Source organism: Rothia nasimurium (assembly GCF_928391935.1).
GTDB lineage: Bacteria > Actinomycetota > Actinomycetes > Actinomycetales > Micrococcaceae > Rothia > Rothia nasimurium_D.
On record NZ_CAKMTD010000004.1, the window covers coordinates 156,833 to 181,435 of the forward strand.

General features: G+C 60.2%; 24 protein-coding genes, 1 tRNA gene and 1 riboswitch. Of the genes, 16 read left to right on the top strand and 9 right to left on the bottom strand.

Annotated elements, in window-relative coordinates; all coding sequences use genetic code 11:
- Positions 1 to 22: 22 nt before the first annotated feature.
- The 4 genes from ptsP (at position 23) to L7A15_RS06395 (ending at position 5,578) form a co-directional block, all read left to right on the top strand.
- Entirely contained in the window at positions 23 to 1,720 is a 1,698-nt protein-coding gene (gene ptsP / locus L7A15_RS06380) for a phosphoenolpyruvate--protein phosphotransferase (RefSeq protein ID WP_237201927.1), read from the top strand.
- Between the two features lie 127 nt (positions 1,721 to 1,847).
- A complete protein-coding gene (locus L7A15_RS06385; RefSeq protein WP_068169273.1) occupies positions 1,848 to 2,126 on the top strand; it encodes an HPr family phosphocarrier protein in 279 nt (92 codons plus the stop codon).
- A gap of 331 nt (positions 2,127 to 2,457) precedes the next feature.
- Complete coding sequence (locus tag L7A15_RS06390) at positions 2,458 to 3,558, top strand: lipid II:glycine glycyltransferase FemX (protein WP_237208665.1); 1,101 nt, start codon at positions 2,458 to 2,460, stop codon at positions 3,556 to 3,558.
- A 64-nt stretch (positions 3,559 to 3,622) separates the two neighbouring features.
- Complete coding sequence (locus tag L7A15_RS06395; protein WP_237208666.1) at positions 3,623 to 5,578, top strand: threonine/serine ThrE exporter family protein; 1,956 nt, start codon at positions 3,623 to 3,625, stop codon at positions 5,576 to 5,578.
- A gap of 79 nt (positions 5,579 to 5,657) precedes the next feature.
- Here L7A15_RS06395 and L7A15_RS06400 read toward each other — a convergent pair whose 3' ends face one another.
- The gene (locus L7A15_RS06400) at positions 5,658 to 6,338 is read right to left on the bottom strand and encodes a uracil-DNA glycosylase (RefSeq protein WP_272878644.1); all 681 of its coding nucleotides are present in this window, start codon (positions 6,336 to 6,338) and stop codon (positions 5,658 to 5,660) included.
- Positions 6,339 to 6,408: 70 nt separating this feature from the next.
- Between L7A15_RS06400 and L7A15_RS06405 the strand changes: the two genes are divergently transcribed.
- The 6 genes from L7A15_RS06405 (at position 6,409) to L7A15_RS06430 (ending at position 12,541) form a co-directional block, all read left to right on the top strand.
- Entirely contained in the window at positions 6,409 to 6,699 is a 291-nt protein-coding gene (locus L7A15_RS06405) for a DUF3263 domain-containing protein (RefSeq protein WP_237188836.1), read from the top strand.
- Between the two features lie 91 nt (positions 6,700 to 6,790).
- The gene (locus L7A15_RS06410) at positions 6,791 to 7,783 is read left to right on the top strand and encodes a LytR C-terminal domain-containing protein (RefSeq protein WP_237208667.1); all 993 of its coding nucleotides are present in this window, start codon (positions 6,791 to 6,793) and stop codon (positions 7,781 to 7,783) included.
- 350 nt (positions 7,784 to 8,133) lie between these two features.
- Positions 8,134 to 9,759 carry a chaperonin GroEL gene (gene groL, locus L7A15_RS06415; protein ID WP_237188838.1) on the top strand — a complete coding sequence of 542 codons (1,626 nt, stop codon included), beginning with the start codon at positions 8,134 to 8,136 and terminating at the stop codon, positions 9,757 to 9,759.
- A 214-nt stretch (positions 9,760 to 9,973) separates the two neighbouring features.
- On the top strand, positions 9,974 to 10,126 hold the full coding sequence (locus L7A15_RS06420; protein WP_237188839.1) for a hypothetical protein: 153 nt from the start codon (positions 9,974 to 9,976) through the stop codon (positions 10,124 to 10,126).
- Positions 10,127 to 10,241: 115 nt separating this feature from the next.
- Positions 10,242 to 11,372, top strand: a complete 1,131-nt coding sequence (rlmC, locus tag L7A15_RS06425; protein ID WP_237208668.1) for a 23S rRNA (uracil(747)-C(5))-methyltransferase RlmC — start codon at positions 10,242 to 10,244, stop codon at positions 11,370 to 11,372.
- A 92-nt stretch (positions 11,373 to 11,464) separates the two neighbouring features.
- Entirely contained in the window at positions 11,465 to 12,541 is a 1,077-nt protein-coding gene (locus tag L7A15_RS06430; protein ID WP_237188841.1) for an isochorismate synthase, read from the top strand.
- Here the strand turns inward: L7A15_RS06430 and L7A15_RS06435 are convergent.
- Positions 12,538 to 13,353, bottom strand: coding sequence for a 4'-phosphopantetheinyl transferase superfamily protein (locus L7A15_RS06435; RefSeq protein WP_237208669.1), 816 nt, complete (start codon positions 13,351 to 13,353; stop codon positions 12,538 to 12,540). The two genes, L7A15_RS06430 and L7A15_RS06435, sit on opposite strands and share 4 nt — an antisense overlap.
- A gap of 101 nt (positions 13,354 to 13,454) precedes the next feature.
- Here L7A15_RS06435 and L7A15_RS06440 point away from each other — a divergent pair, with 101 nt between their 5' ends.
- Positions 13,455 to 14,453 (top strand): ribonuclease HI family protein, encoded by a 999-nt coding sequence (locus L7A15_RS06440; protein WP_237200081.1) that lies wholly within the window; start codon positions 13,455 to 13,457, stop codon positions 14,451 to 14,453.
- Here L7A15_RS06440 and L7A15_RS06445 read toward each other — a convergent pair.
- The 4 genes from L7A15_RS06445 to L7A15_RS06460 form a co-directional block, all read right to left on the bottom strand.
- On the bottom strand, positions 14,450 to 14,740 hold the full coding sequence (locus tag L7A15_RS06445) for a WXG100 family type VII secretion target (protein ID WP_237188844.1): 291 nt from the start codon (positions 14,738 to 14,740) through the stop codon (positions 14,450 to 14,452). The genes L7A15_RS06440 and L7A15_RS06445 overlap by 4 nt on opposite strands.
- A 301-nt stretch (positions 14,741 to 15,041) precedes the next feature.
- Complete coding sequence (locus L7A15_RS06450) at positions 15,042 to 16,427, bottom strand: sensor histidine kinase (RefSeq protein WP_237188857.1); 1,386 nt, start codon at positions 16,425 to 16,427, stop codon at positions 15,042 to 15,044.
- 84 nt (positions 16,428 to 16,511) lie between these two features.
- A complete protein-coding gene (locus tag L7A15_RS06455) occupies positions 16,512 to 17,222 on the bottom strand; it encodes a response regulator transcription factor (RefSeq protein ID WP_237188845.1) in 711 nt (236 codons plus the stop codon).
- A 116-nt stretch (positions 17,223 to 17,338) separates the two neighbouring features.
- A complete protein-coding gene (locus L7A15_RS06460; RefSeq protein ID WP_237188846.1) occupies positions 17,339 to 17,578 on the bottom strand; it encodes a hypothetical protein in 240 nt (79 codons plus the stop codon).
- 108 nt (positions 17,579 to 17,686) lie between these two features.
- On the opposite strand from L7A15_RS06460, the gene L7A15_RS06465 reads away from it, so the two are divergent.
- Both L7A15_RS06465 and L7A15_RS06470 read left to right on the top strand, forming a co-directional pair.
- Entirely contained in the window at positions 17,687 to 18,184 is a 498-nt protein-coding gene (locus L7A15_RS06465; protein WP_237208670.1) for a DUF3027 domain-containing protein, read from the top strand.
- Between the two features lie 6 nt (positions 18,185 to 18,190).
- Complete coding sequence (locus L7A15_RS06470; RefSeq protein WP_237208671.1) at positions 18,191 to 19,552, top strand: MFS transporter; 1,362 nt, start codon at positions 18,191 to 18,193, stop codon at positions 19,550 to 19,552.
- 87 nt (positions 19,553 to 19,639) lie between these two features.
- Here the strand turns inward: L7A15_RS06470 and serC are convergent, their stop codons facing one another.
- Positions 19,640 to 20,734 (bottom strand): phosphoserine transaminase, encoded by a 1,095-nt coding sequence (gene serC, locus L7A15_RS06475; protein ID WP_237208703.1) that lies wholly within the window; start codon positions 20,732 to 20,734, stop codon positions 19,640 to 19,642.
- A gap of 358 nt (positions 20,735 to 21,092) precedes the next feature.
- Between serC and L7A15_RS06480 the strand changes: the two genes are divergently transcribed.
- The 3 genes from L7A15_RS06480 (at position 21,093) to L7A15_RS06490 (ending at position 23,432) form a co-directional block, all read left to right on the top strand.
- The gene (locus L7A15_RS06480; RefSeq protein ID WP_237200084.1) at positions 21,093 to 21,785 is read left to right on the top strand and encodes a metal-dependent transcriptional regulator; all 693 of its coding nucleotides are present in this window, start codon (positions 21,093 to 21,095) and stop codon (positions 21,783 to 21,785) included.
- 452 nt (positions 21,786 to 22,237) lie between these two features.
- Positions 22,238 to 22,380, top strand: a riboswitch (cyclic di-AMP (ydaO/yuaA leader).
- 5 nt (positions 22,381 to 22,385) lie between these two features.
- The gene (locus L7A15_RS06485) at positions 22,386 to 22,985 is read left to right on the top strand and encodes a C40 family peptidase (RefSeq protein ID WP_237200085.1); all 600 of its coding nucleotides are present in this window, start codon (positions 22,386 to 22,388) and stop codon (positions 22,983 to 22,985) included.
- 207 nt (positions 22,986 to 23,192) lie between these two features.
- Positions 23,193 to 23,432, top strand: a complete 240-nt coding sequence (locus L7A15_RS06490; RefSeq protein WP_237208672.1) for a hypothetical protein — start codon at positions 23,193 to 23,195, stop codon at positions 23,430 to 23,432.
- Between the two features lie 291 nt (positions 23,433 to 23,723).
- Here L7A15_RS06490 and L7A15_RS06495 read toward each other — a convergent pair.
- Together L7A15_RS06495 and L7A15_RS06500 are read right to left on the bottom strand one after the other, a co-directional pair.
- Positions 23,724 to 23,796, bottom strand: a tRNA-Arg gene (locus L7A15_RS06495).
- A gap of 55 nt (positions 23,797 to 23,851) precedes the next feature.
- A complete protein-coding gene (locus L7A15_RS06500; protein WP_237208673.1) occupies positions 23,852 to 24,547 on the bottom strand; it encodes a hypothetical protein in 696 nt (231 codons plus the stop codon).
- Between the last annotated feature and the right edge of the window lie 56 nt (positions 24,548 to 24,603).

The following is a 24,603-nucleotide window of genomic DNA, read 5'->3' on the forward strand; positions in this document are numbered from 1 at the left end:
CAAACTTCAAAGGAAAACACAAATGACTACTTACAAGGGCGTCGGCGTCTACGCCGGCCGTGTGATTGGCAAAGTCCTTCAAATGCCTGAGCCCATCAAGGCTCCCTCATCATCCCTGAAGCTCTCAGCCGACGAAACCCCCGAGCAGGCAGCCGAACGCATCAAGGCAGCAGCCGAAACCGTCAAGAACGGCCTGCTCGAACGCGCCGAACACGCCAGCCGCGACGGCAAGGCCGTGCTCAAGTCCACCTCCCAGATGGCAACCGACCGCGCCCTGCTCAAGAGCGCCATCAAGATTGTCGAAAAGCAGGGCAAGGCCCCCGAACTCGCAGTCTGGGAAGCCGCCTCAGCCTTCGCCGACCAGATGGCAGCCCTGGGCGGTTACATGGCCGAGCGCGTCACCGATATTCACGACGTCCGCGCCCGCATCGTCGCCGAGCTGACCGGCCAGCAGGCCCCCGGCATCCCCGTCTCCGCTGAGCCCTTCATCCTGGCAGCCATCGACCTGGCCCCGGCAGACACCGCCACCCTCGACCCCAAGAAAGTCATCGCCCTCATCACCTCCGACGGCGGCCCCCAAGCCCACACCGCGATTCTTGCTCGCGGCCTCGGCCTGCCCGCCATCGTCGCCGCCAAGGGCGTCACCGAGATCGAAAACGGTACCGAAGTCTACATTGACTCCAACGAAGGCACCGTCGACACCGAGGTCACCGACGAACACCGCGACCTGGCCGAAAAATACGCCAACCGCAAGGAACTACCCGACTTCGACGGCACCGGCACCATGGCAGACGGCACCCTCGTGCCCCTCTACGCCAACGTCGGCGACGGCAAGAGTGCAGAAAAGGCAGCCGGCCTCAAGGCCGAAGGCGTCGGCCTGCTCCGCACCGAATTTGGCTTCCTGGGCCACGACGCTGAGCCCTCAGTAGAAACCCAGACCGCCAGCTACAAGGCCGTCTTCGACGCCTTCCCCGGCCAGCACATCGTCGTCCGCACCCTCGACGCAGGCGCCGACAAGCCCCTGCCCTTCCTCAACGTCAAGGAAGAAGAGAACCCCGCCCTCGGCGTCCGCGGCTACCGCACCGACTGGACCGTCCCCGGCGTCCTCGAACGCCAGCTCGAAGCCATCAAGGCAGCAGCCGACGGCTCCGACGCCGACATCTGGGTCATGGCCCCCATGATCTCAACCACCTCAGAAGCCCGCCGCTTCAAGGAAATGGTGGACGAGGTCGGCCTCAAGACCCGCGGCGTCATGGTCGAAACCCCCGCAGCAGCCGTCAACGCTGAAGCGATCCTCGGTGAAGTCGACTTCGTCTCCATCGGCACCAACGACCTCACCCAGTACACCATGGCAGCAGACCGCCTCCTCGGCGACCTCGCCCACCTCAACAACCCCTGGCAGCCCGCCGTCCTCAAGATGATCAAACTGACCGTCGAAGGCGCCAAGCGAGCATCAGCCAAGGCCGGCGTCAAGAAGTACGTCTCCGTCTGTGGTGAAGCAGCAGCCGACCCCGCCCTGGCCGTCGTCCTCGTCGGCCTCGGCGTTGACACCCTCTCCATGAATGCCGGCGCCATGGCAGCCGTCTCCGCCGTCCTCAAGTCAGTCACCCCCGAAAAGGCCCAGCAGATCGCCATCGACGCCCTCGACCAGATCTCATCAGCAGAAGCCAAGGAAGCAGCACGCAAGCACCTGCCCATCCTGGACGAACTCGGCCTCTAAAACCCAACCCACCGATACTGAATAAATCACAGCAAATCACAGGGAAAACACACCCCAAAAATACGCACCCTGATTTAGACTCAGTAGTGGATAACAAATCCGTACCCCCTTTTGTAAGGAGAACCCCATGGCAGAACGTATCGCCACCATCGCAAGCCGCGTTGGCCTGCACGCCCGCCCCGCAGCGATCTTCGCTGAAGCAGCAGGCGACCTCCCCGTAGAAGTCACCATCGCAGCAGAAGGCGAGCCCGCAGACGAGGCAATGGACGCAGCCTCCATCCTCTCCCTCATGTCACTCGGCGCCAAGCACGGCGACAAGGTCGTTCTGCGCGCAGAAGGCGACGGCGCTGAAGAAGCACTCGACACCCTGGTCAAGATCCTCGAGACCGACCACGACGCCGAATAATCTGGCGTAGTCGAGCGTCGTCGTGGTCGGTCATGGAGTTCGCTCCGCTCACCGCACCCGATTCGCCTGCTCCTACTTCACCGCTCGCGGTGAACCGCAGGCTCATCACGACGCCGAGTAACCTCAGCCTAACGGTTTGAAATCGAAGCCCCCGCTGACATCAAGCGGGGGCTTCGCTACACCTCAGACCAAAACCACCAGCGAATCCCCACCCACACCAGACGAAACTCACGGCCTGTTAGGGTGCGCAGCACCAGCACGAATAGATAGACTGGGAAGCTGAACCCCCTTTCCCGCGCCCGCACCGGCACCGAAAAGAAAAAGAGGCACCTTGCGACAGTTCACAGCCCGCTTCGCCACCGACACCGAAATCGCCAACTGGGACGCCCACGTCATCGCCAGCCCCGGCGGCGGCAACATGCTCCAGTCAGCCTCCTTCGCCTCAGTCAAAGCCAAGCACGGCTGGAAGCCCCTCTACCTCGTCTACGAAGGCACCACCGTCCTCAACGGCGAAACCGTACCCTTTGCCAGCTACAACCTGGTACTCGAAAAAGCTGTACCCGCCCTCGGCAAGCTCTGGTACATGATTAAGGGCCCCGGCGTGAACACCGTCGAAGAAATCCCCTCCATCCTTGAGGCCAACGAAGAATTCATCAAGCGCGAAAAGCTCGGAGTATTCGCCGTCAAAATCGAACCCGACATCATCGCCGACGACGCCACCAGCGCCTTCCTCGCGAAGACCGGCCTGGTGAAGAACTTCAACATCCAGCCCAACGACTCAACCGCCGTCCTCGCCACTGACATGAGCGAAGAAGAGGTCCTGAAATCCCTCTCATCCCGCGGCCGCAACGCCGTGCGTCGCTCCCTGCGCGAAGGCTGCGAAGTAGAACGAGTTGAACTGACCGACGACAACATGAAGAAGATGTACGCCCTCATGGACACCGTCGGCCAGGGCACCGCCAACGTCAACCTGCGTTCCTACGAGTACTACCGTGACTTCTGGACCACCTTCGAAAAGGCCGGCCAGGGGCGTCTCTACTTCACCTACGAGGACGGCGAGCCCTCCGTCGGTGCCTACGTCATCGCCTACGGTGAGAAGGGCACCTACAAGGACGGCGGCTCCAAGCCCCGCCGCAAGCAGTACGGTGACTCCCACCAGGTGCAGTGGACCGCCCTGACCGACCTGATGAAGGAATACGGTATCAAGAGCTACGACTTCTGCGGAACCCCTCCCAAGGATCAGCTCAAGAACAAGGAGCACAACTACTACGGCCTGGGCCTCTTCAAGACCTCCTTCACCAAGGACGTCATCGATTACGTGGGCGTCTGGGACCAGGTGCTTTCACCGGTCAAATACAAGGCCTGGAACAGCAGCGTTGAGAAGGTCATGCGTCAGCTGTGGGTCCGTAAGACTGGCCAGCCTTTCTACTAAAAATTTTCTGCACAGCGACCGTGCATAACTTTCACCGATAGAGGCGGAAGGAGTAAACCCTGACGTGAGCAAGTCTTCCTCATCCTTGCAGCAAAAGGCTTACCCTTCCGCCTCTGCGTTTGATGCTGCCCCGGTAGCCCCTGAGACGGGCGCGGTGAGCGCTTTTGGCGATACAGTTTTGCTGCCCCGCCTGGAGAAAACTCCGGCCTCCCCGGCTCTGGGTCAGGACGGCCCCGCCCCGGCTTCGTCGCCCGAGGAGGCGGCGTCCAGCCCCTTTGGGGCCGCACCTGCCACCGCGCCAGGTGCTGAACCGGAGCCCCTGGTGGGTCAGCTACCTGTTATTGATGCGCCCAGGCCCTCCCCGGCGGGTGGGGGATCGTCGGCGTCTGAGGAAACCGGGCTGCAGCAGGCGGCCTACCCTTCAGTGGGGGGACCGAGTACCGTCGTCATGCCTCCTGCCCCACGGCAGGCTGTTAAGAGGCCGTCTAGGGTCCGTTCGTCGCTTAAGTCCTTTGTGAGTAGCGACCAGTCCCTGACCCAGCCTATGCGCGGTATTGCCCGCCTAGCCCAGCGTCCCTTTAATGTCGCAGCTAACCGGGCCGACTACGTCCGAGAAAAAGAGGCGGCCCGTGAGGTCCTTAATTTCTCCTTGCGCCTGGCTGAAACCATGTTCCATTACGGGGCGGATACCGTTGATGTTGACTCCGCTATCGTTGCCGTGTGTGCGGCCTACGGCCTGGACGATGTAGAAATTGATATCACCAATCAGTCTGTGATTATCAATTACGTCTCAGGAATTGATGAGGTGGATGATCAAACCCGGGCTATTGACCTAACTGGGCAGGGTTCTGCCAACAAGGAACGCTTCAGCCACACGGTCATGCGAGTAGTGCGATCCTGGTCAGAGAATTATGCGGCCCTGGACGACATCTACAAGCTCATTAACGACATCACCGCTGGGGGCCTTCCCCGTCACCGGGCTGAACGTCGGCTCCACAAAATTAACACTGCTAAAAAGCCCTACTCGCCCATGATTATCATGCTGGCTAATATTGTGGCGGCTTTTTCCCTGGTGCTTGCCCTGGGCGGTTCTGTATCGGCGGGTCTTGTGGGGGGCTTGGTTTTCCTGGCGATTCACTTCGTCAATAGCCTGATTTCCAGGCTCAAGATGCCGGGTTTCTTCATGATGGCAGGTGGTGCAGGTGTCGTTACATTCGCTGCCATCTATATATCTGATGATTCATCTATCTTCTCCCACCTTGGCTTTCACGTGAATGCCCCCCACATCGTGGCGGCTGGTTTGATTATGCTGCTCCCGACGGCTCGGCTCGTCTCCACGGTGCAGGATGCCCTTAACGGCTTCCCCCTCACGGCGGCTGGAAAGTTCGTTTCCACGGGTATGTCCTTCCTGGGCATTGTGGTCGGTCTCGCTTCGGCGGTTGCTGTGCTTTCCGTCCTTTCCGTGAGCGAACTCGATATCACCGAGACCCGCTTCGTCGGCGCCCACCCCGTCACCGCCTATCTCGGCTTCCTGATCGCCTCTTTGGCTTTTGCCGTCACGAGCCAGGCCCGTACAAAAACCCTGTTCTGGATTGCGGTGATTACCACCGCTGGGTTCTGGGTCCACCAAAGCTACACCCTTGCCTTTGGAGCAGGGACAGGACGGGCTAATACTGCTTTCGCGGCCCTCATTATCGGGCTGATGAGCACCTACCTGGCTTATAAGCTGCACTCACCGGCCTCCATCTTTTACGTCCCGGCCCTTACCTTCCTGCTGCCCGGCCTCTCCGTCTTCCGGGGCCTCTACCTTTTTACGGTTGAGGCTAACTCGGCTGCGGGCGTCCCCGGTATGGTCTCAGCGATCGCCATTATTCTGTCCATGGCTTCTAGTGTTGTTTTGGGGAGCTACCTCATGCAGTACGTCATTCAGCATTACCTGGCCCCGGCCCGTACTTCTCCTGAGCCCGGTACTGAAACCCGGAGCCTCGATACCCGAAATGTTGAGGTCAGGGACCGGTAGGCCTTAGGGCCTGTGGGGGCGGTATGACATCCGGCGGGGAAGCCGGTGGCTCGTTGCCCCCAGGGATAAGCGGGGGCACTTATTCCCCTAGATCCCAGGTGATGGGTTCTGCGCCCTGCGCGACGAGTAGGTCATTGACCTTGCTGAAGGGCCGGGACCCAAAGAAGCCCCGCGAGGCTGAAAGCGGGGAGGGGTGGGCTGATTCAACCGCTGGGAAGCTACCTAGTAGGGGTTTGCATTTACGGGCGTCTGCGCCCCACAGTAGGCCTACAAGAGGGGTGCCACGGGCGGCCAGGGCCTCAATGGCTGCGGTGGTGATCTCCTCCCAGCCCTGCCCGCGGTGGGATCCAGCTTCACCGGCTCGCACGCTGAGAACCCGGTTCAGCAGCATGACGCCCTGACGGCTCCAGGCGCTCAGATCGCCGTGGGGCGGGGGAGTGATACCCAGATCTGCATGGAGCTCCTTATAAATATTGTGGAGGGAACGGGGCAGGGGGCGGACGTCGGGCTGCACCGAGAAGCTCAGGCCCATGGCATGGCCGGGGGTGGGGTAGGGGTCTTGCCCAATCACCAGTACTTTCACGTCGCTCATCGGGTAGGTGAAGGCCTTGAAAATATCCTTGCCCGCAGGGAGGGTGGTGCGGCCAGCGGCGTGTTCTGCCCGGAGGAAATCGCCCATAGCCCGAATCTGGGGTTCGACGGGGGCCAGGGCGGCAGCCCAATCAGGGGCCATAATATCGGTGAGAGGACGGGCGGGCACAGCTACTCCTTGCAGGTTACGGTATTCTCCCTATAAGGATAGAACGAACACCGCACTGAAACAGAGGGACATGAGCGACCTGCAAGCGCACCCCGACAACCATCCCAAGGAGCCCGCTCAACCGGCCGCATCGCCGTCCGCCCCCCAGGGCCTCACCCGCACCGAACAAGCCATACTGGATCTTGAGAAGAAGAGATTCAAGTACCAGGGCAGTAAAGAGCAAGCCATCGGGCGGGTCCTGGGCCTAACCCCCGTGGCCTACTACCAGCAGCTGAACGCTCTCATTGATAACCCCCGGGCTATCGCGGCTGAGCCCGCCCTCACCGCCCGGCTCCGCGCCCAGCGAGACCTCACAGCCTAAGACCCCTGCCCTTTGCTGGGCTGGGCGTGTACCCTAGAGTAGTTACCCGCTGAAGCAGCCCGCCGGGCAGCCATGCACGAAAGAGGCAACTGTGAACGACCATCCCCGCGATGAATTCGACGACATTGACGAAAAAACTGCCCGTCGAGGCGCCTACCGGGCCGCAAGTAAAGCCAGCGGATCCCGCACCGGAATCTTGGCTGTTATCCTGTGCGGCGTCCTCGCCCTGCTGATCGGTGGCACCATGTATGTGCTCTCCCCACGCACAGCCGGGCCAGCCAATACTACTGCCTCAGCAAGCGCAACAGCAGACGCAACCGCCACGGCGTCAGCGACGGCTTCCCCCACCTCAGATGTTAACCCCTCCAGCGTCACCGTCGAAGTGTACAATTCCAGTGCCGCTGCAGGCTCCGCAGCCGTTGCTGCTGCCGTGCTTGAAGACGCCGGTTACACTGTCTCAAACGTCGCTAACTGGACCGGAGCCTACGCCACAGAGTCCATGGTTTATTACGCAACCGGTGCCTCCAGCGAAGCCGATGACATTGCAGACCGGCTCAAACTGCCCTACATCAACCAGGACTACCAGGCTACAAAGGGCCTGATTTATGTCGTCCTTGGCCCCAACTTTGATCCGGCCAACTTCCCTGACTTTGCAGAAGAAGCCGGTCTGGCACCGTCCGCCACCCCCACCGCAACCGCAGAACCTACCGTTGCTGAGACTGCTGAACCGACCGCAGCGCCGTCGGCAACCCCGGTAGCGACTCCTTCCGCGACCCCGGCCGCAGGTCGGGCAGATGCGGTCACTCTCTACGTTGTTGACCCCGTAACGGGCACCTACGTTGAATCCACCGAAGCGCAGGCAGCCCTGACCGGCCAGACCCTATACACGCTTGACCCGGCTACCGGCACCTATATTCAGTACGTCCCTGACGCCACAGCCAGCACCACAGCCGACGCGACCGCCGGAGCTACTGCTGAGACCGTCCAGCGTTACAACTACAACCCGGCCACCGGAGTCTACTATGTAGACCCGACTGGCCCCTACATCCTGGACCCGGTCACCGGCACCTACCGCCTTGGCTAGGAGCCGGTAAGCCTCACCAGCCCAGGACGGCCCCGCCCCACCTTCCCGGTGCGGCGGGGCTTACTCGTGGGCCAGCAGATTTGTGCGCTGTGGGCGATTAAGATTTCAGTGCGGGCTTAAAGGTTTGCACCCGCCTACCTCAAGTGCCAAGATTGTAGTTAGCACTCCCAGGTCCTGACTGCTAAATCATGTGCTAGATCAAGCAGAGAGGCGCTGGCGAGTAAACACCTGAAGCGATTCACGGTGAGGCACACCCACCCGCCCAGACGGCGGCCAGCTGCGGTGTTGCCGTCCGTCGCGGGCACCTGTATCGCGCCCACAACCCATGTTCCAGAAGGAGCGAAAGCCATATGGCAAAGCTGATTGCTTTTGATGAAGAGGCACGCCGCGGCCTTGAAAAGGGTCTGAACACCCTGGCAGACGCAGTAAAGGTAACCCTCGGCCCCCGCGGCCGCAACGTCGTACTGGAGAAGGCCTGGGGCGCACCCACCATCACCAACGACGGTGTCTCCATCGCCAAGGAAATCGAACTCGAAGATCCTTACGAAAAGATCGGCGCAGAGCTGGTCAAGGAAGTTGCCAAGAAGACCGACGACATCGCCGGTGACGGCACCACCACCGCAACCGTCCTGGCCCAGGCTCTCGTCCGCGAAGGCCTGCGCAACGTCGCCGCTGGTGCTGACCCCCTCTCCCTCAAGCGCGGTATCGAAAAGGCTGTAGAAGCCGTCACCGCCGAGCTGCTGGCCTCAGCCAAGGAAGTTGAGACCGAAGAAGAAATCGCCGCAACCGCCTCCATCTCAGCAGGTGACGCTGAAATCGGTAAGCTCATTGCCCAGGCCATGGAAAAGGTCGGCAAGGAAGGCGTTATTACCGTTGAAGAGTCCAACACCTTCGGCCTGACCCTGGAACTGACCGAGGGTATGCGCTTCGACAAGGGCTTCCTCTCCGGCTACTTCGTCACCGACGCAGACCGCCAGGAAGCTGTCCTTGAAGATCCCTACATCCTGATCGTTAGCTCCAAGATTTCTAACGTCAAGGACCTCGTCCCCGTCCTCGAAAAGGTCATGCAGTCCGGCAAGCCCCTGCTGATCGTCGCTGAGGACGTTGAGGGTGAAGCCCTGGCCCTGCTGGTACTCAACAAGATGCGCGGCTCCATCAAGTCTGTAGCTGTTAAGGCTCCCGGCTTCGGCGACCGCCGCAAGGCCCAGCTGGCTGACATCGCTATCCTCACCGGCGGCCAGGTCATCACCGAAGAGGTCGGCCTCTCCCTCGACACCGCAACCATCGACCTGCTCGGCCAGGCCCGCAAGGTTGTTGTCACCAAGGACGAGACCACCATCATCGAGGGTGCCGGCGACGCCGACGCTATCGAGGGCCGCGTAGCCCAGATCCGCGGCGAAATCGCTAACTCCGACTCCGACTACGACCGCGAGAAGCTGCAGGAGCGCCTGGCCAAGCTGGCAGGCGGCGTCGCAGTTCTCAAGGCCGGTGCCGCCACCGAGGTTGAACTCAAAGAACGCAAGCACCGCATCGAGGACGCCGTCCGCAACGCAAAGGCAGCCGTTGAAGAGGGCATCGTCCCCGGCGGTGGCGTAGCCCTGATCCAGGCCGGTGTTAAGGCCTTCGAGAAGCTGGAACTGTCCGGCGACGAAGCAACCGGTGCCAACATCGTCCGCGTCGCCATTGACGCCCCCCTCAAGCAGATCGCCTTCAACGCAGGCCTGGAGCCCGGCGTTGTTGTCGACAAGGTCCGCAACCTGCCCGCAGGTACCGGCCTGAACGCTGCAACCGGCGAATACGAGGACCTCATGGCAGCAGGCATCAACGACCCCGTGAAGGTAACCCGCTCTGCCCTGCAGAACGCCGCCTCCATCGCCGGTCTCTTCCTGACCACCGAGGCCGTCGTCGCTGACAAGCCTGAACCCGCTGCTCCCGCAGGTGCCCCCGACATGGGTGGCATGGGCGGCATGATGTAATCAGCGGCCTCTCCCTCCCCAGGGAAAAGACTCCGCCCACCCGGCTCAACCGGGTGGGCGGAGGCTTTTAACAGCTGTCCTCAAAAAATTTACAAAAAATTGGAAAAAGTGTTGCACAACACCTAAGTCAGGGTGTATGCTTTAAATCACTAAAGAGGTCTTCTCTTACTTTTATTCATCAGTATCAAAGGCGAAACTGAAAGGTGTGAGGCATATGCTCACCATTGTCGATCTAGTACTCTACGCAATCATCGTAGCCCTGGTTGCAATGTTGCTCGTTGCCTACGCATCTGACGGCTGGACCAAGCTCGAGAAGAGGAGCGCAGAAGCTCTCCATCGCGATCTTTCCTTCGGTGCAGGTGGCTAAGAGTTATTTAGTGATTGTGTTTTCCTGAAACCGGCGTCTCAGAGATGAGGCGCCGGTTTCTCTTAAACCCCCAGCCCTACCCCCACCCAGCCCAGCACGGTAAACTGGTCACGCTATGCAATGCCACTACTACGACGCCGGACTCTGCCGCTCCTGCACCCTCATCCCCACCCCCTACCAGCAACAGCTGGCAGGAAAAAGCTCCGACGCCGCCACCCTCCTCACCCCCTGGGATACCCTTACCTGGCTAGACCCCGTCCCCAGCCAAGAAACCGGCTTCCGCAATAAAGCCAAACTGGTCGTCGGAGGAACCTCCCAACACCCCACCCTCGGCATCCTCGACCGAAACTTCACCGGCATAGACCTCACCGACTGCCAACTCTACGCCCCAGCAGTAGCCGCCACTATCCCCGTCCTAGCAGACCTCATCACCCGAGCCAACCTGCAACCCTACAAGGTAGCCACCCGCAAGGGCGAACTCAAAAACATCCTGGTCACCGCCGCAGAAACCGGCGAACTGATGATCCGCTTCGTCCTCCGCTCCAAAAAACACCTGGTAGCCATCCGGCAAGAGCTGCCCTGGCTCCAAGAGCGCCTGCCCGCGCTCGCCGTCGTCTCCATCAACCTGCTCCGGGAGCATGTAGCCCTCGTTGAAGGGGACGAAGAAATAATCCTGACCGAACGAACCACCCTACCCATGCAGGTCAACGACCTCACCCTCCACCTGCGTCCCCAAAGTTTCTTCCAAACCAACACAGCCATTGCCGCCGCCCTCTACCGCCGCGGTCAAAGCTGGGTGCAAGAAGCCCAACCCTCCACCCTCTGGGACCTCTACTGCGGTGTCGGCGGCTTCGCCCTCCACGCCGCAGAAGTCATGCCTGCCGGAAGCTCCGTCACCGGTATCGAAATCAGCGCAGAAGCTATCGCCTCAGCCCAGCGCACCGTCAACGAACGAGGCCTTACGGGCATCACCTTCACCAGCGCCGATGCCCCCGCCTACGCCACCGGTAGCGGCCAAGTACCCGATATGCTCATCGTCAATCCGCCCCGCCGCGGCCTCGGCGCTGAGCTGTCCACCTGGATTGAAAACAGCGGAATCGAACAGGTCATCTACTCCAGCTGCAACCTGCCTTCCCTGGTAGCCGACCTACACCACATGCCCTCCCTCAAACCTACCCAAGGCCAGGTCATGGATATGTTCCCCCACAGCAACCACTATGAAACCATCATGCTGCTGCAACGCTAACCGCGTTTTTCCCGCCACAAACTGCCTTAACTTGGGTTATCGCCGTAGCGCGGAGTAACGTAGAGAAGCCCCCAACCTCGAAAGAAAGAACTATGCCCTCTCACCCCGCACTACCGTCGCCCTTTATGCTGGCTGACGGCGACACCCTGCTGCGGGCAGAAGGCACCCTCACCCCTGTCACTGAAGACCGGGCGCTTGAGGTGGCGGCAGCTAAAAACTCGGCTGTTATGGGGCTTATTCCCTTCGACCCGGACGCCCCCGCCTACCTGGCTGTCCCCGACGCCGTGGTGCGTGAACAGCGGCCCCCTCAGCCCAACAGCTGGCAGGCCCCAGAGCCAGCGAGGGCAAGTGGCGTGGACAATCCCACCTACCGTCACGCCGTCTCTGAGGCCGTGGCCCTTATGAACAGGGGCGAACTCGATAAGGTGGTGCTTTCCCGCCTGCTTGAGCTTCGCTACGAAGAGCCCCTCAACCTCGGTGCCCTGTATGAGACCCTGAGGTCCCAGCAACCCCGAGCCACTGTTTTTAGCGCCCAGCTTCCCGGTGGGAGCTATCTCATGGGTGCCTCCCCCGAGCTGGTGCTCAAGGCTGACGAGACCGGTTTTAGAACCGTGCCCCTCGCAGGGTCAGCTGCCCGCACGGAGGAAGCAGGAAGCACCGACGACGCCCAAATCGGTGAGGCTCTCTTACGCTCTGCAAAAGATCGAGCCGAACACGCGACGGTCGTCCAAGACATTCAGGGGAGACTTGCCCCGCTGACAACCTCCATGACCGTGCCCCCGGTGCCGTCCCTTATTTCCACCCCTCAGCTGTGGCACTTGGCCTCTCCCATCACTGGGCGTCTGCGGGCGGGCATCAACGCCCTTCAAGCGGCTCGGGCGATCCACCCCACCCCGGCTATCTGCGGCACCCCCACCGACCGGGCGCTGGGGCTTATTTCAGAACTAGAGCCCTTTGAGCGAGGCTTTTTTGGTGGCCTTGTCGGCTATATGGACGCTTCTGGGTACGGCCGCTGGTACCTGGTGCTCCGCTGCGCTGAAGTCACTGAATATTCGGCCACCCTGTTTGCTGGGGCAGGAATTGTCAAAGATTCCACCCCCGCCGGTGAACACGCTGAAACTGCGACCAAGCTCGGCACCTTCGGCCGGGCCCTGAACCTTAGCTTCTAACGGCCAAAGGCCCTTTTGACGGCAAGTGGGGTCTGTACGGTGTGTAGGGTGAGGACGTGCGGGCTGCTACTGGCTACCGCCAGCAGGTAGTCACCGTCATAGACTGTCCAGCTCACCCAGAATTCCTGGGGGAGTTGCACCGTTGAGGACGCCGGTGGGGTGAGCCGGGCGCGGGCTGTGAGCAGGTCATGGCCCATGGCGGGGGCTGACTGCGGGAAGTAGTCTAGGGCGACGTCAACGGACCGGGGCGGGATGCCCAAGCCAAAGCCTGTAGCCTTGAGGACGGCTTCTTTTGCGCTCCAGAGGAGATGACGGGCTAGGTCGGCAACCTCGCCGGTTAGGGCGGCTACCTTCTGTTTCTCCGCTGGAGTGAGGGAAAGCCCGTCAAAGCTGTCATAGTAGCTACCGCGCAGGCGCACTACATCTACACCCGCCGTAACTCCGACGGGGGCGGAGAGCCCTACCGCCAGGCCTAAGGAGCGGGCCATCGACAGATTAGTTCCCTTGATGCGGGGCTTGCCGTGGGGCTGGCCGCTGGAACACAGGGGGCAGCTGCGGTCTACCGGGATATCTGATGCTGCAGTTGGCTTGACCTCCAACAGGGTTGCCGCCATGCACCGCATGAGGGTGTGCTGGGCAGCAAAAGCCAGGGCGTCATCCGGGTTGCTAAATTCAGCTGCCCGCATCTGTTCTGCCAACCCAACATAAGCCAACCAGCTCACCCCGTGCCCCGTGCGAAGGGCTAGGGCCGGAAGGGCCAGCACGGTGAGCGGGGCAACCGGCTGGGCAGAATCAGCTGCAGGATACGACATGAATCCATTCTAGCCCCGGCTACACCTGAGGTCAGTCCTCCCCGTAGTGCGGTACCGCGTAGAATTGAGGGCGCCGGTACCCACCAACAGTTTGAGAGATCATGACCGAGACCATCATTGCAGCAGCCGACGGATCAGCTTTGGGCAACCCCGGCCCCGCCGGATGGGCCTGGTATATTGACGACGACCGCTGGGCAGCTGGCGGCTGGGACCACGGAACCAACAATATGGGCGAACTCAAAGCCGTGCTCGATCTCTTCGAAGCCACCGCCCACCTGCCGGGTACCCATCTCCACATCTTTTGCGATAGCCAATACACTATCAACTCCATCACGAAGTGGATGCCCGGGTGGAAGAAAAAGGGGTGGAAGAAGTCTGACGGCAAGCCGGTGCTCAACGTCGACCTCATGAAGGCCCTTGATGCTGCTATCACCGGCCGTAACTATACCTTTGAGTGGGTCAAGGGCCATACCGGCCACCCCCTCAATGAGGCTGCTGACCGCCGGGCTAATGAGGCAGCCCAGGCCTTCCGGGACGGCGAAGCTCCTAACTATGGCCCCGGTTTTGGTGGCCCCCACGACTCAGCCGCCCGGGCCATTGCCGGCGAACTGGCTGCAGGGCCGTCCGGAACCAAGACCGACGCTACCCCCGGCCAACTGGCCACCAGCGATCGTAGCCTGCTTGATTCTATCTTTGACGCTCAGGACGCTTCTGAGCCGTCAAGATCCCCCCACACGGCTCTCGGGGCGAGCCCAGACCAGATCCTCGCGGAGGTGCGGGCCTGCGAGCAACAGCTTCTTACCCCCTCTATATACGGATCTGAGAAACTTCTTGGGGCCCTGCTCCACCCCGACCTCCAGTGGGTGGTTCCCACCGGCCAAACCACCGGACGCGCAACCGTCCTGCAGTACCGCGAGAAGGCCTGCGCCTCTACCGGCCAGCCCCAGGAACTTACCGCAACCGTCCTTGGCCCCGACGCAGCCCTGGTCGTGAGCCGACTCGATACCCCGCGCGGCCAGCTTCTGCGCTCCAGCGTGTGGACGGCAACTGGCGGCAGCTGGAAACTCCGCTACCGCCAGGACACCGCAACGCGCAACTAACCCATGAACATTGAAGCATTGGCCATTTCGGTCTCTGAGTAGTTGATACCGGCTCGTGACAGGGCCTCGTTGATCTGGGCGATTGATTCTTCAACCTGACGCTGGGTATTACGCCAGTTCATGAGGACCCCCTGGAAGTTGGCGGAGGCAGACCCCGTCCAGGATCCCTGCAGGTCCTGGAGGGAGACGGTGAGGGCATTGACCTCAGCGACGATTGTTTCAACCTGGGCCCGGGCCTGGGCGGATTTGCTTGCAATGAGATCGGAATCAACAACGAACTGTGCCATGGTGGCTCTCCTTATCAGTCAAAGGGAATATGTCTGGATGAGTAAGTCTCGAACTGGCCGGTTCTTGATACTTCCAGAGCCTAGTCCCGGCCCCAGGCACAGACCAGCCCCCGGTAGGCCTGTGGATAAGGCTTCACGGGGGCTGATTCTTGATATGACGGGCAAAAGGGGCCCGGAGGCCACCTTGCCTTTGGGCTGAACTGGTGAAGCGGCACCCTTCTGTGACAGCCCTATGACGCTGGTGGAGACAGGGTTTCATCCGCTCAGCAGGCTGCCTACCCGGGCAGGGGGAGGGGGGGAGCTAGGCCTGGCCCATGTACTGGGGCAGGCGAATCGTGAAGGTAGCGCCGCCGCCTTCGGTTTCGTCCACCTGGACCGTGCCTTCATGCTGGCTGATAATAGCTGCCACAATAGCCAGCCCCAGGCCGGTGCCGCCGGTTTCTCGGGTACGGGAGGTATCTGCCCGGTAGAAGCGTTCAAAGACGCGCTCAGCGTCCTCGCCATGAATACCGGGGCCGTGGTCACGGACCTGTACCACGGAAGACCAGCCGCCCTCAGAGGTCGGCTGCAGGCCCACCGCCAGCTCAATGGGGGAGCCCTCAGGGGTATAGCGTAGGGCATTGGTCATCAGGTTGGCTAGAACCTGACGCAGGCGCTGCTCGTCGCCCCAAACGCGGGCGGCAAGAGGCTCGGTACCAGCGTCCAAACCCACCACCTCAATGGAGCGATCCGGGGCAGAGGCAAAAGCGTCATTGGCTGCGTCGGTGGCCAGCTTCAGCAGGTCAACCTCCCGGTTCTCGGCGACGCGCCGCTCGTCCAACCGGGCCAGGGTCAGGAGGTCCTCAACCAGCTGGCCCATGCGCTTGGACTCTGACTCGATCCGGTCCATCGCCATGGCGACGGCCTCGTCGGTGGGAAGACCCCCCATCCGGTACAGCTCAGAGTAGCCCCGAATAGAGACCAGGGGGGTGCGAAGCTCGTGGGAGGCGTCGCCCACGAACCTGCGCATCTTCACCTCAGAACGTTTCTGCGCGTCAAAGGCCTCTTCAATATGCGACAGCATGGTGTTCAAGGAGGTGGTCAGGTGGCCAATCTCGTTATAGGGGCTGTAGTTCTCAATACGCTGGGAGAGGTCCCCGGCCGCAATCTGGGCAGCGGTCTGCTCTACCCGCGCCAGGGGCTCAAAAGCCCGGGTGACAATCACCCAGGTCAGGGCTATCGAGGCTAGGAGGGTAGCTACACCAAAGAGCAGGGTGAGCCCACCAACGAGGGCCACCGTCTGATTGATTTGAGTCAGAGGGGCAGCAATCACCAGGGTCATGGTGGTGCCCTCCACCGGGAAGGCAATCATGCGCCACTCAATATGGCCGCTAGCTGAACGAACCGTTAGCGCAGCCTTATTGAGCTTCTGGACGTTTTCACTTGTCAATCCAGAAATTTCGGGGGAGGAACTCTCGTCTGCCAGGGTTGCTACCGGTCGGATCGTCTTACCGTCGCTATCTAACAGGTAGGCCTCATACGGAATAAAGGTTCCCTGCGTTTGCGACAGCTGCTGGTCTGCGTACACAGCATTAACCAGGTAGCTGTAACTGGCGCTAATTTCATCGTCGAGCTGGTCAATCATCTTGGCCCGAATCGCTGAAATCGCCACCAGCGACATCACCGAAATAGCCAGGGCCAGCAACATGGAGGTTAAAAGCACCAACTGGGTCCGCAGGGAGAGCGAACCCAGTCGTTGCACCGAGAGGCGAGAACGCAAGCTCCTAGCTCCTTAGTGCTTGTTGGCGGTGCGAAGCAGGTAGCCGACACCGCGCTTGGTATGAATCAGCGGAGGAAGCTCAGGATCGTTATCGATCTTACGGCGCAGGTAAGAAATGTAAGACTCCACAATGGAGGCGTCGCCGTTGAAGTCATACTCCCATACGTGATCCAGGATCTGGGCCTTGGAGAGGACGCGGTTGGGGTTGAGCATAAGGTAGCGCAGCAGCTTGAACTCGGTGGGGGAGAGGTCAATCTCGCGGTCGCCACGGAAAACCTCGTGGGCGTCGTCATCCAGTACAAGGTCATCGACGCGCAGGCGGGAGTCTTCCTCAATATGGGGCTGGGTGCGGCGCAAGACGGCGCGAATACGGGCCACCACCTCATCCAGGCTGAAGGGCTTCGTGACGTAGTCATCGCCACCGACCGTCAGGCCAGTTACCTTGTCTTCAGTGTCGTCCTTAGCGGTCAAGAAAAGGACGGGGAAGAGGCGGCCAGAACTGCGTAGCTTACGGGTGACGGTGAAACCGTCCATATCAGGCAGCATGACATCGAGTACCGCCAGGTCGGGGGACTCAGTCTCCGCCTTCTCCAGGGCCTCCCGGCCATTTGAGGCGGTAACAACCTCAAAACCTGCAAAACGCAGGGAAGTTGCCAGGAGCTCTAGGATATTAGGCTCATCATCAACTACAAGTAGTTTTGCTTCAGGTGCTTTTGTGTTCACAGTAATAATTGTGCTCCTTTTACCTGTGCGCTGGCTGTGTACTCCTTAGTGTCTGCCTGAAATTTCTCACCAAACTCTGGATACACGCTGGATGCAGCCTGAAGAAGTTCACGTCTCTAGCTGGCCCGCCGCCGCAATAAGGACAAAAACATCACCAGCATCAAGGCCATAAAAGCAAGAGGCATAGACACCAAAGGAATCTGGCTCAAAATTTCAGGAGCCTCCCCACTGGCCCACTTCATTATGAGCATCACAAGTCCAGACACCACACCAAGAGCCATCAGGGCACCAGCTACCCAACCCAATACCCGAATACTGGCACTGTACGGCAGTTCATCAGAGAAATCAGAATCCATACCCCTCAACCTACCAAACTCCATCCCACCCTCACACCCTGCCCCGTAACACAGCACCAACAAGCTCCAGGCCACCACAAACCCTCAGCTCCTGCTTTAATAGAGAGTATGACTGATCAGGTACATGAAGGCCCCGCCACAGCAGAAGGCAACCAGCCCGAGCCCACCCTGGGCGTGCCCACCCGCCGTCGCCGCACCACCAAGGTAGACACCGTCCTCGCCGAAGCTAAGGACGTCGCCCTGGCTGGACTCGCCGACATCGCCCCAGAGCACGCCATCGGCCCCGTGCACCACATCCGCGGTGAAGAAGACCGCCTCACCACCCACCTCTTCGAATGCACCCTGCCCGGCTACCGCGGCTGGTTCTGGTTCGCCACCCTCTCACGCGCTCCCCGATCAAAGGTCGCAACCGTCTGCGAAATTGGCCTCCTGCCCGGCGACGACGCCCTCCTCGCCCCAGCCTGGGTCCCCTGGGCCGACCGCGTCCTCCCCGAAGACCACGAAGACCCCGAAAACAACCCCGACGACTTCGACACCCCCGAAGACCCCGAAAACGAAGAACCTCAAGCACCCCTGGCCGAGGACGACACCGAACCCCAGGAGTAAAACCCCGTGCAGAGATCAGGCCCTCCACCAGTAACCGGCAAACCAAAAACCTTCAGATCCCTCTGGATCTTCAACTACCGCATCTGGTTTATCGGCGCCCTGATCTCCAACATCGGCACCTGGATGCAACGCACCGCCCAGGACTGGCTCGTCTTCAACGACCTCTCCCAGCACGACTCCACCCAAATGGGCATCGTCATAGCCCTACAATTCGCCCCGCCCCTCCTGCTCGCCCCCTACGCCGGGACGCTCGCCGACAGGGGGAACCGCCGAAAGATCCTGCTCTGGACCCAGGGCAGCATGGGCGCCCTGGCCCTAGGGTTGGGGGCCCTGGTTATCTCAGGGCACGTCACTATCTGGCAGGTCTACCTCTTTGCCCTAGCCCTCGGAGTTGTCTCGGCCCTGGACGCGCCCGTCCGGTCCACCTTCGTCTCCGAACTCGTCGGCGACGTCGACTTACCCAACGCGGTAGCCCTGAACTCCATGTCCTTCAACGTGGCCCGCATGATTGGCCCGGCCCTTGCCGGTCTCATGGTGGTCTGGGTAGGGACGGGCCCGGTCTTCCTGATCAACACTGTTACCTTCCTGGCGATGATCGCTTCTGTGCTGCTCGTCCGTTCACAGGAACTTCGTGAACTTCCCCGATCGTCCAAGTCACAGAGCCGGGTGAGGGACGGCGTAACCTACCTCAAAACCCGCCCCGATATCATCGTTGTCATGGTGGCCGCCTTCCTTATCGGTACCTTCGGGCTCAACACCGCAATGAATATCGCGGCCATGGCCACCACAGAATTTGGCCAGGGCGCCGGTGAATTCGGGGTGTTGAACTCAGTGGTTGCTATCGGCTCTGTTGCGGGTACCCTCCTAGCGGCTCGCCGAGACACCCCTCGTATGCGGTTCATGTTCGCCTCCTGCCTCGGATTCGGTATCACAACCTTGCTGGCGGCCCTAGCCCCCAATCTCTGGCTCTTCGCTCTTGCCCTGATCCCACTGGGTCTGATGGCCTTGACCATCATCACCAGCGCAAACGCCTACGTGCAGGTGACAACCGAACCCGAGATGCGCGGCCGCATCATGAGCATCTATATGGCTGTGTTCATTGGCGGAACCCCGGTGGGGTCGCCACTCGTTGGGCTTGTGAACGACTACTTCGGTGCCCGCTGGGGCCTGGGCGTTGCTTCAGCTTCCGGTTTTATTGCCGCCCTCATTGGCCTCATCTGGGTGATGAAATATAAGCACTTGAAGCTGGGGTACGACAAAACCACCCGCACCCGCCTGGTGCTGCGGCCCCGTCCTGACCCGGCACCAGCCCCCGACGAGGAGCCCCCACCGGTGACAGCCGCTATCGATCTGCAAGAGCCGCGCTAGACGGCATTAAAACGAGGACGCCGCCTCCCGCTTCCTGCCACACAGCAGGGGAGTGGGGGCAGCGTCCTGGCCTATAGGGGGTAGACCCTACTTTATCTTCTCAACGACGAAGTCGATGCAGGCCAGCAGGGCTGAGACATCTTCGGGGTCGATAGCGGTGAAGGTGGCGATACGCAGCTGGTTACGGCCCAGCTTGCGGTAGGGCTCGGTGTCAACAATGCCGTTGGCACGCAGGGCCTTGGCGACGGCGGAGGCATCGACGCTCTCATCAAAATCAACGGTGGCAATCACATTGGAACGCTCCGCCGGGTTGGCAACGAAGGGGGTAGCGTACTCGCTGGCTTCTGCCCAGGCGTAGACACGGCCGGCAGAATCAGCGGTACGGGCTGCGGCGAAAGCCAGGCCGCCCTGCTCATTCATCCACTTGACCTGCTCATTGAGCATGATCAAGGTGGCCAGGGCCGGGGTGTTGTAGGTCTGGTTGAGTCGGGAGTTGCTGATCGCGGTTACCAGGTTCAAGGAGTCGGGGATCCAGCGGCCAGAGGCCGCGATGCGCTCGGCACGTTCGACGGCTGCCGGTGACCAGAGACCCAGCCACAGGCCGCCGTCAGAGGCGAAGTTCTTCTGGGGGGAGAAGTAGTAGACATCGGATTCGGCGACGTTAACATCCAGGCCACCGGCAGCGCTGGTGGCGTCGATCAGGACGAGCGCGTCGTCGGCAATCCCGGCAGGGCGGGCCACGGGGGCAAACACGCCGGTTGAGGTTTCATTGTGGGGCCAGGCATAGACGTCTACGCCTTCCTCAGCTTGTGCCTCAGGGCGGGTGCCAGGCTCGGAGGAGATGACGGTTGAGTCAGCCAGGAAGGGGGCTGCCTTGGTTGCTGAAGCGAATTTTGAGCCGAACTCACCGAAGGTCAGATGCTGGGCCTTGTTCTCAACCAGGCCGAAGGTAGCGGCGTCCCAGAAGGCGGTAGCGCCACCGTTGCCCAGCACTACCTCGTAGCCCTCAGGCGCTGAGTAGAAGGAGGCTAGACCCTCACGAATCTCACCCACCAGGTTCTTCACGGGGGCCTGACGGTGGGAGGTGCCCATGAGGGAGGTTGCCGCAGCCTGAACAGCTGATACCTGTTCAGGGCGTACCTTGGACGGGCCAGCACCGAAACGGCCATCGGTAGGTAGCATGTCGGTGGGAATGACGGGGAAGTTAGTCACTGTATCTCCTAGGTGAATGGCAGGTGCCAGCTCCCGGCGCAGAAGGCGTGATGGGAGGGATGAGGGGCGCCGGGGCCCTGCCTTAACCATTGTGCAGGTGGGGCTGTCCTAGCCCTGGGCTTTGTCTGGTGAACGGCCTAAATTACGGGGAAGAATTTATATAGTGAGACGTCCCTAGGGGCGGGGTACGCTGGTTCTTCTCAGGGACGGGGAGAATATTTCAGCTCGTAATGAGCAAGCCCCGTGAAAAGTGCTATGGCATCATACAATTGAAGGCAAGTGCATTTACCGCCAACCGGGCTAGAGCTATAGGGAGTTACGAGAAGTCATGACCGACCTCATTGATACCACTGAAATGTATCTGCGAACCGTCCTTGAGCTGGAAGAAGAAGGTATCACTCCGATGCGGGCCCGCATCGCTGAGCGTCTTGACCACTCCGGCCCTACTGTGTCCCAGACCGTTGCCCGAATGGAACGTCATGGCCTGTTGGCTGTTGCATCTGACCGTTCCCTGCAGCTGACTGAAGAGGGCCGTCAGAAAGCGGTTGAGGTGATGCGTAAGCACCGCCTGGCTGAGCGTCTGCTTGCTGACATTATTGGCTTGGACCTTGAGTACATTCATGAAGAGGCCTGCCGCTGGGAGCATGTAATGAGTGAGCGCGTTGAGCGTCGACTCCTTGAACTGCTGAACGATCCTAAGTTTTCGCCCTACGGTAATGCTATTCCCGGCCTGGAAGAAATTGGCGGTGAAAGCGAATCAAACGATATGCGTACCGTGACCATGTCTATTGCTGCCCGCGATTCTGAAGAAACTGACCGTTTTACCGTGAGCCGCCTACCCGAGTACTTGCAGACTGATGTTGAGTTGCTCAAGAGCCTGGGCGATGCCGGCATTGTCTACGGGGCAACAGTTTCGATTGTTGGCCTGCCGGATGGATCGGTGAAGATACATGCGGACGGTGAAGAGGGCGCTTTGATCCTGGATACGGATGTCGCTGACTCTATCGTCGTCAAGAGATAACGGTTTGATAACAAAAAGAGGTTCCAGTGCCACTGGGGCCTCTTTTTTTGTTATCAAAACGTGACCTTTGGGGTATTTTTAGGCCTCTCAGGACGGCGTCGAAGGGGGTCTTCCTGCCCCCTGGGGCTTAAGTGGCGCGGTTCTCTTAAAATTTAATCCTCAGAAAAACCTGAATGTTGACTAAAGCGAGACTGGGTGGGCCGCAGGGTGGCAGTTAAATAAAACTCCTTGTCAGGCTGTGTTTTGTGAAGGAGGGTGGGGGGAGTTTGCTGTGGAATCGAGTTATCTTCAAGCCGACAAAGGCTAACCTGGCGCCTGAAAAAACCGGATTTTTGTAATCAAAACGTGACAATCGGTTCAGAGGTGTGTAATGTTCTATTCCGTGCTCATCTCTGGTCGGATCAGCACCCTACGAACAGAACCGCCTAGTTCTGCCACTGTTCAAAGGTTCAACAAAACAACATATCTTGGCAGAAGCGGGGGACCCACCTTCCGGGTTCTCTCACACAGAACCCTCGGGGTTAAGTCACGAAAGTGGCCGAGCGAACTTCATGCTCGAACCCGACAGCTCACCTCGTCAGGCAATGGAGGAAAACTAACATGGCAAACTCAGCCGCACGTAACGCAGCAGTAGTCGCAGCATCAGGCGCCCTTCTGGCCGCATCAGTCGTTCCCGCAAACGCATTCGCAGTTGCTGAAGTCTCAGCACCCGCCTACACCGCTCCCGTCCTGGCAGCCCAGTCCACCAACTACACCACCTGGACCACCGAAGCTGCGCCCGTAGCTGAAACCACCTACGTAGCCCCCCAGGCAACTGAAGTTGCCCCCGTTGCACCCGCAACTAACTCCAACGCCCGCGAAGCCGTTCTGGCTGCCGCCTACGACGGCATCGGCGGCTCCTACGTTTGGGGCGGCAAGTCCTACAAGGCATGGGACTGCTCAGGCTTCGTCTCCTACGTCTACGCCCAGGCCGGCATCAACCTGACCGCCTACACCTACACCATGGCCACCGAGCTGACCCCCACCTCAAACCCCCAGCCCGGCGACATCGTCTTCACCAACGGCTACGCCCACGTTGGCATCTACGTTGGCAACGGCCAGATGATCTCAGCCCTCAACCCCTCACAGGGCACCCAGCTCACCGCAGTTGACGGCGGCGGCTTCATGCCCGTCGACGGCTACTACACCGCTGGCATCTAAAACTTACCGCTCCTAGCGAGCAACAACTCCCTCTGCCCTGGTCACTTATCGGCAGAGCGCGAGAAACAAGAATTCCTACCACACACAACACGGTATGGATCACCACAACAAGCCACACGGCTTGTGAATGCACCCCAGGCGACCAGCTGGGGGGCATTTTTTTACCCATTTTGAGGGCACCCACCCAGCCCCGATAGGATAAGAACCATGCCCCAAAAAAATGACAGCCCCCACTTCGAAAGCCCCACCAGCGCCTCAGACCAAGAATTCACCTACATGGCAGTAGGAATGGTCGCAGGAGCCATCCCCGGAATCGCACTGGGCCTCATCATCTCCCTCTTCATCGGCCACGCAGCCATGTGGGTATCCATCACCGGCGGCATCGGAATCGTCCTCGGCCTCATCGCCGCCAAAACGCTCTACACCCGCAAACACCGCCAACCCTAACCCCGACAACATATGTGCCGGAAAACTTCAAATGTAACGGCAAAGCCCACACACATGAAGGTCAGCGGAACATGTTCCGCATATGCCATGGAGGAAGCACAAAAAGAGAAGGTATGCCAAAATGCGCGAAGTGCTGGCATACCTTCTCTTTTTGTGCCCTCGAATGGATTCGAACCATCGACACCCGCTTTAGGAGATGGAAGGGGATTTTCCGAGCGTGCGAGGGAATAAAAATCCCCTGGAATCAGCCGAGCCTGTGAGGCTGGTGCTCTATCCCAGGGGTGTGTTGTGTGCCCTCGAATGGATTCGAACCATCGACACCCGCTTTAGGAGAGCGGTGCTCTATCCCCTGAGCTACGAGGGCTGGCGCTGCCTGAGGCAACCTTATCAGTCTACACCACCGGTGGGGTGGGTTGGGGTTATCGTTGGCCGGGCAATTCACCCCGAGCAAAGGCGTCCACCTTGCTACGCACAAGACGCACAGCCATATAACCTAGCTGGAGTAAACAAAGAACCAGAAGAGCCCACCGGGCGGACATCAAGAAAGAGGCGACCGGGGTGTTCGTACTCAAAGGATCAGCTAAAGCCATATCAAGAGCGAAACCCCCAGCAATGAAAACCAGGGCATAAGCAAGCGGCAGGGCTAGCATGAGACGGCCTACCAATAGCTCAAACTGGGCCCCCCGAATCAGGTGCCACCAGGTAAAAGCAAAAATTAGGGGCACAATTAGGCCGGTAGACCGGTGCAGAACCTGGTACTCTCGGAGCCCATCAACACCCAAACCGGCAGCAACTTCCTGAAGGTGCTGGGCAGAAAAACCCGCCATCAGCTCAGGGGCCGTCGCCCCAGCCACAGCCGACACCCCCGGCAACAAAAGCAGGTAGTAGTAGAGCATAAAAAGAGCCGTCACTACAAAAGCAACACCCAGGAAAATTCGGGAGCCGCCACCCTTCTCAGGTTCAGCAGCGAGCTCAGCCCGGCTGAAATCGGTGACAATACGCGGACTCGCCGGACGCCCCGCAGCGGCCGGGGCAGGCCGACTAGGAGAAGACGGGGCGGAAGCCTGCGTGTTGCTCCCATAAAGACGTTTTTTCTGACCGTTTGAAAGACCCATGATTCCCATTGTAGGGGCCAGCGGAGAGCCGGGGTATCTGCAGGGTACACAGGCTC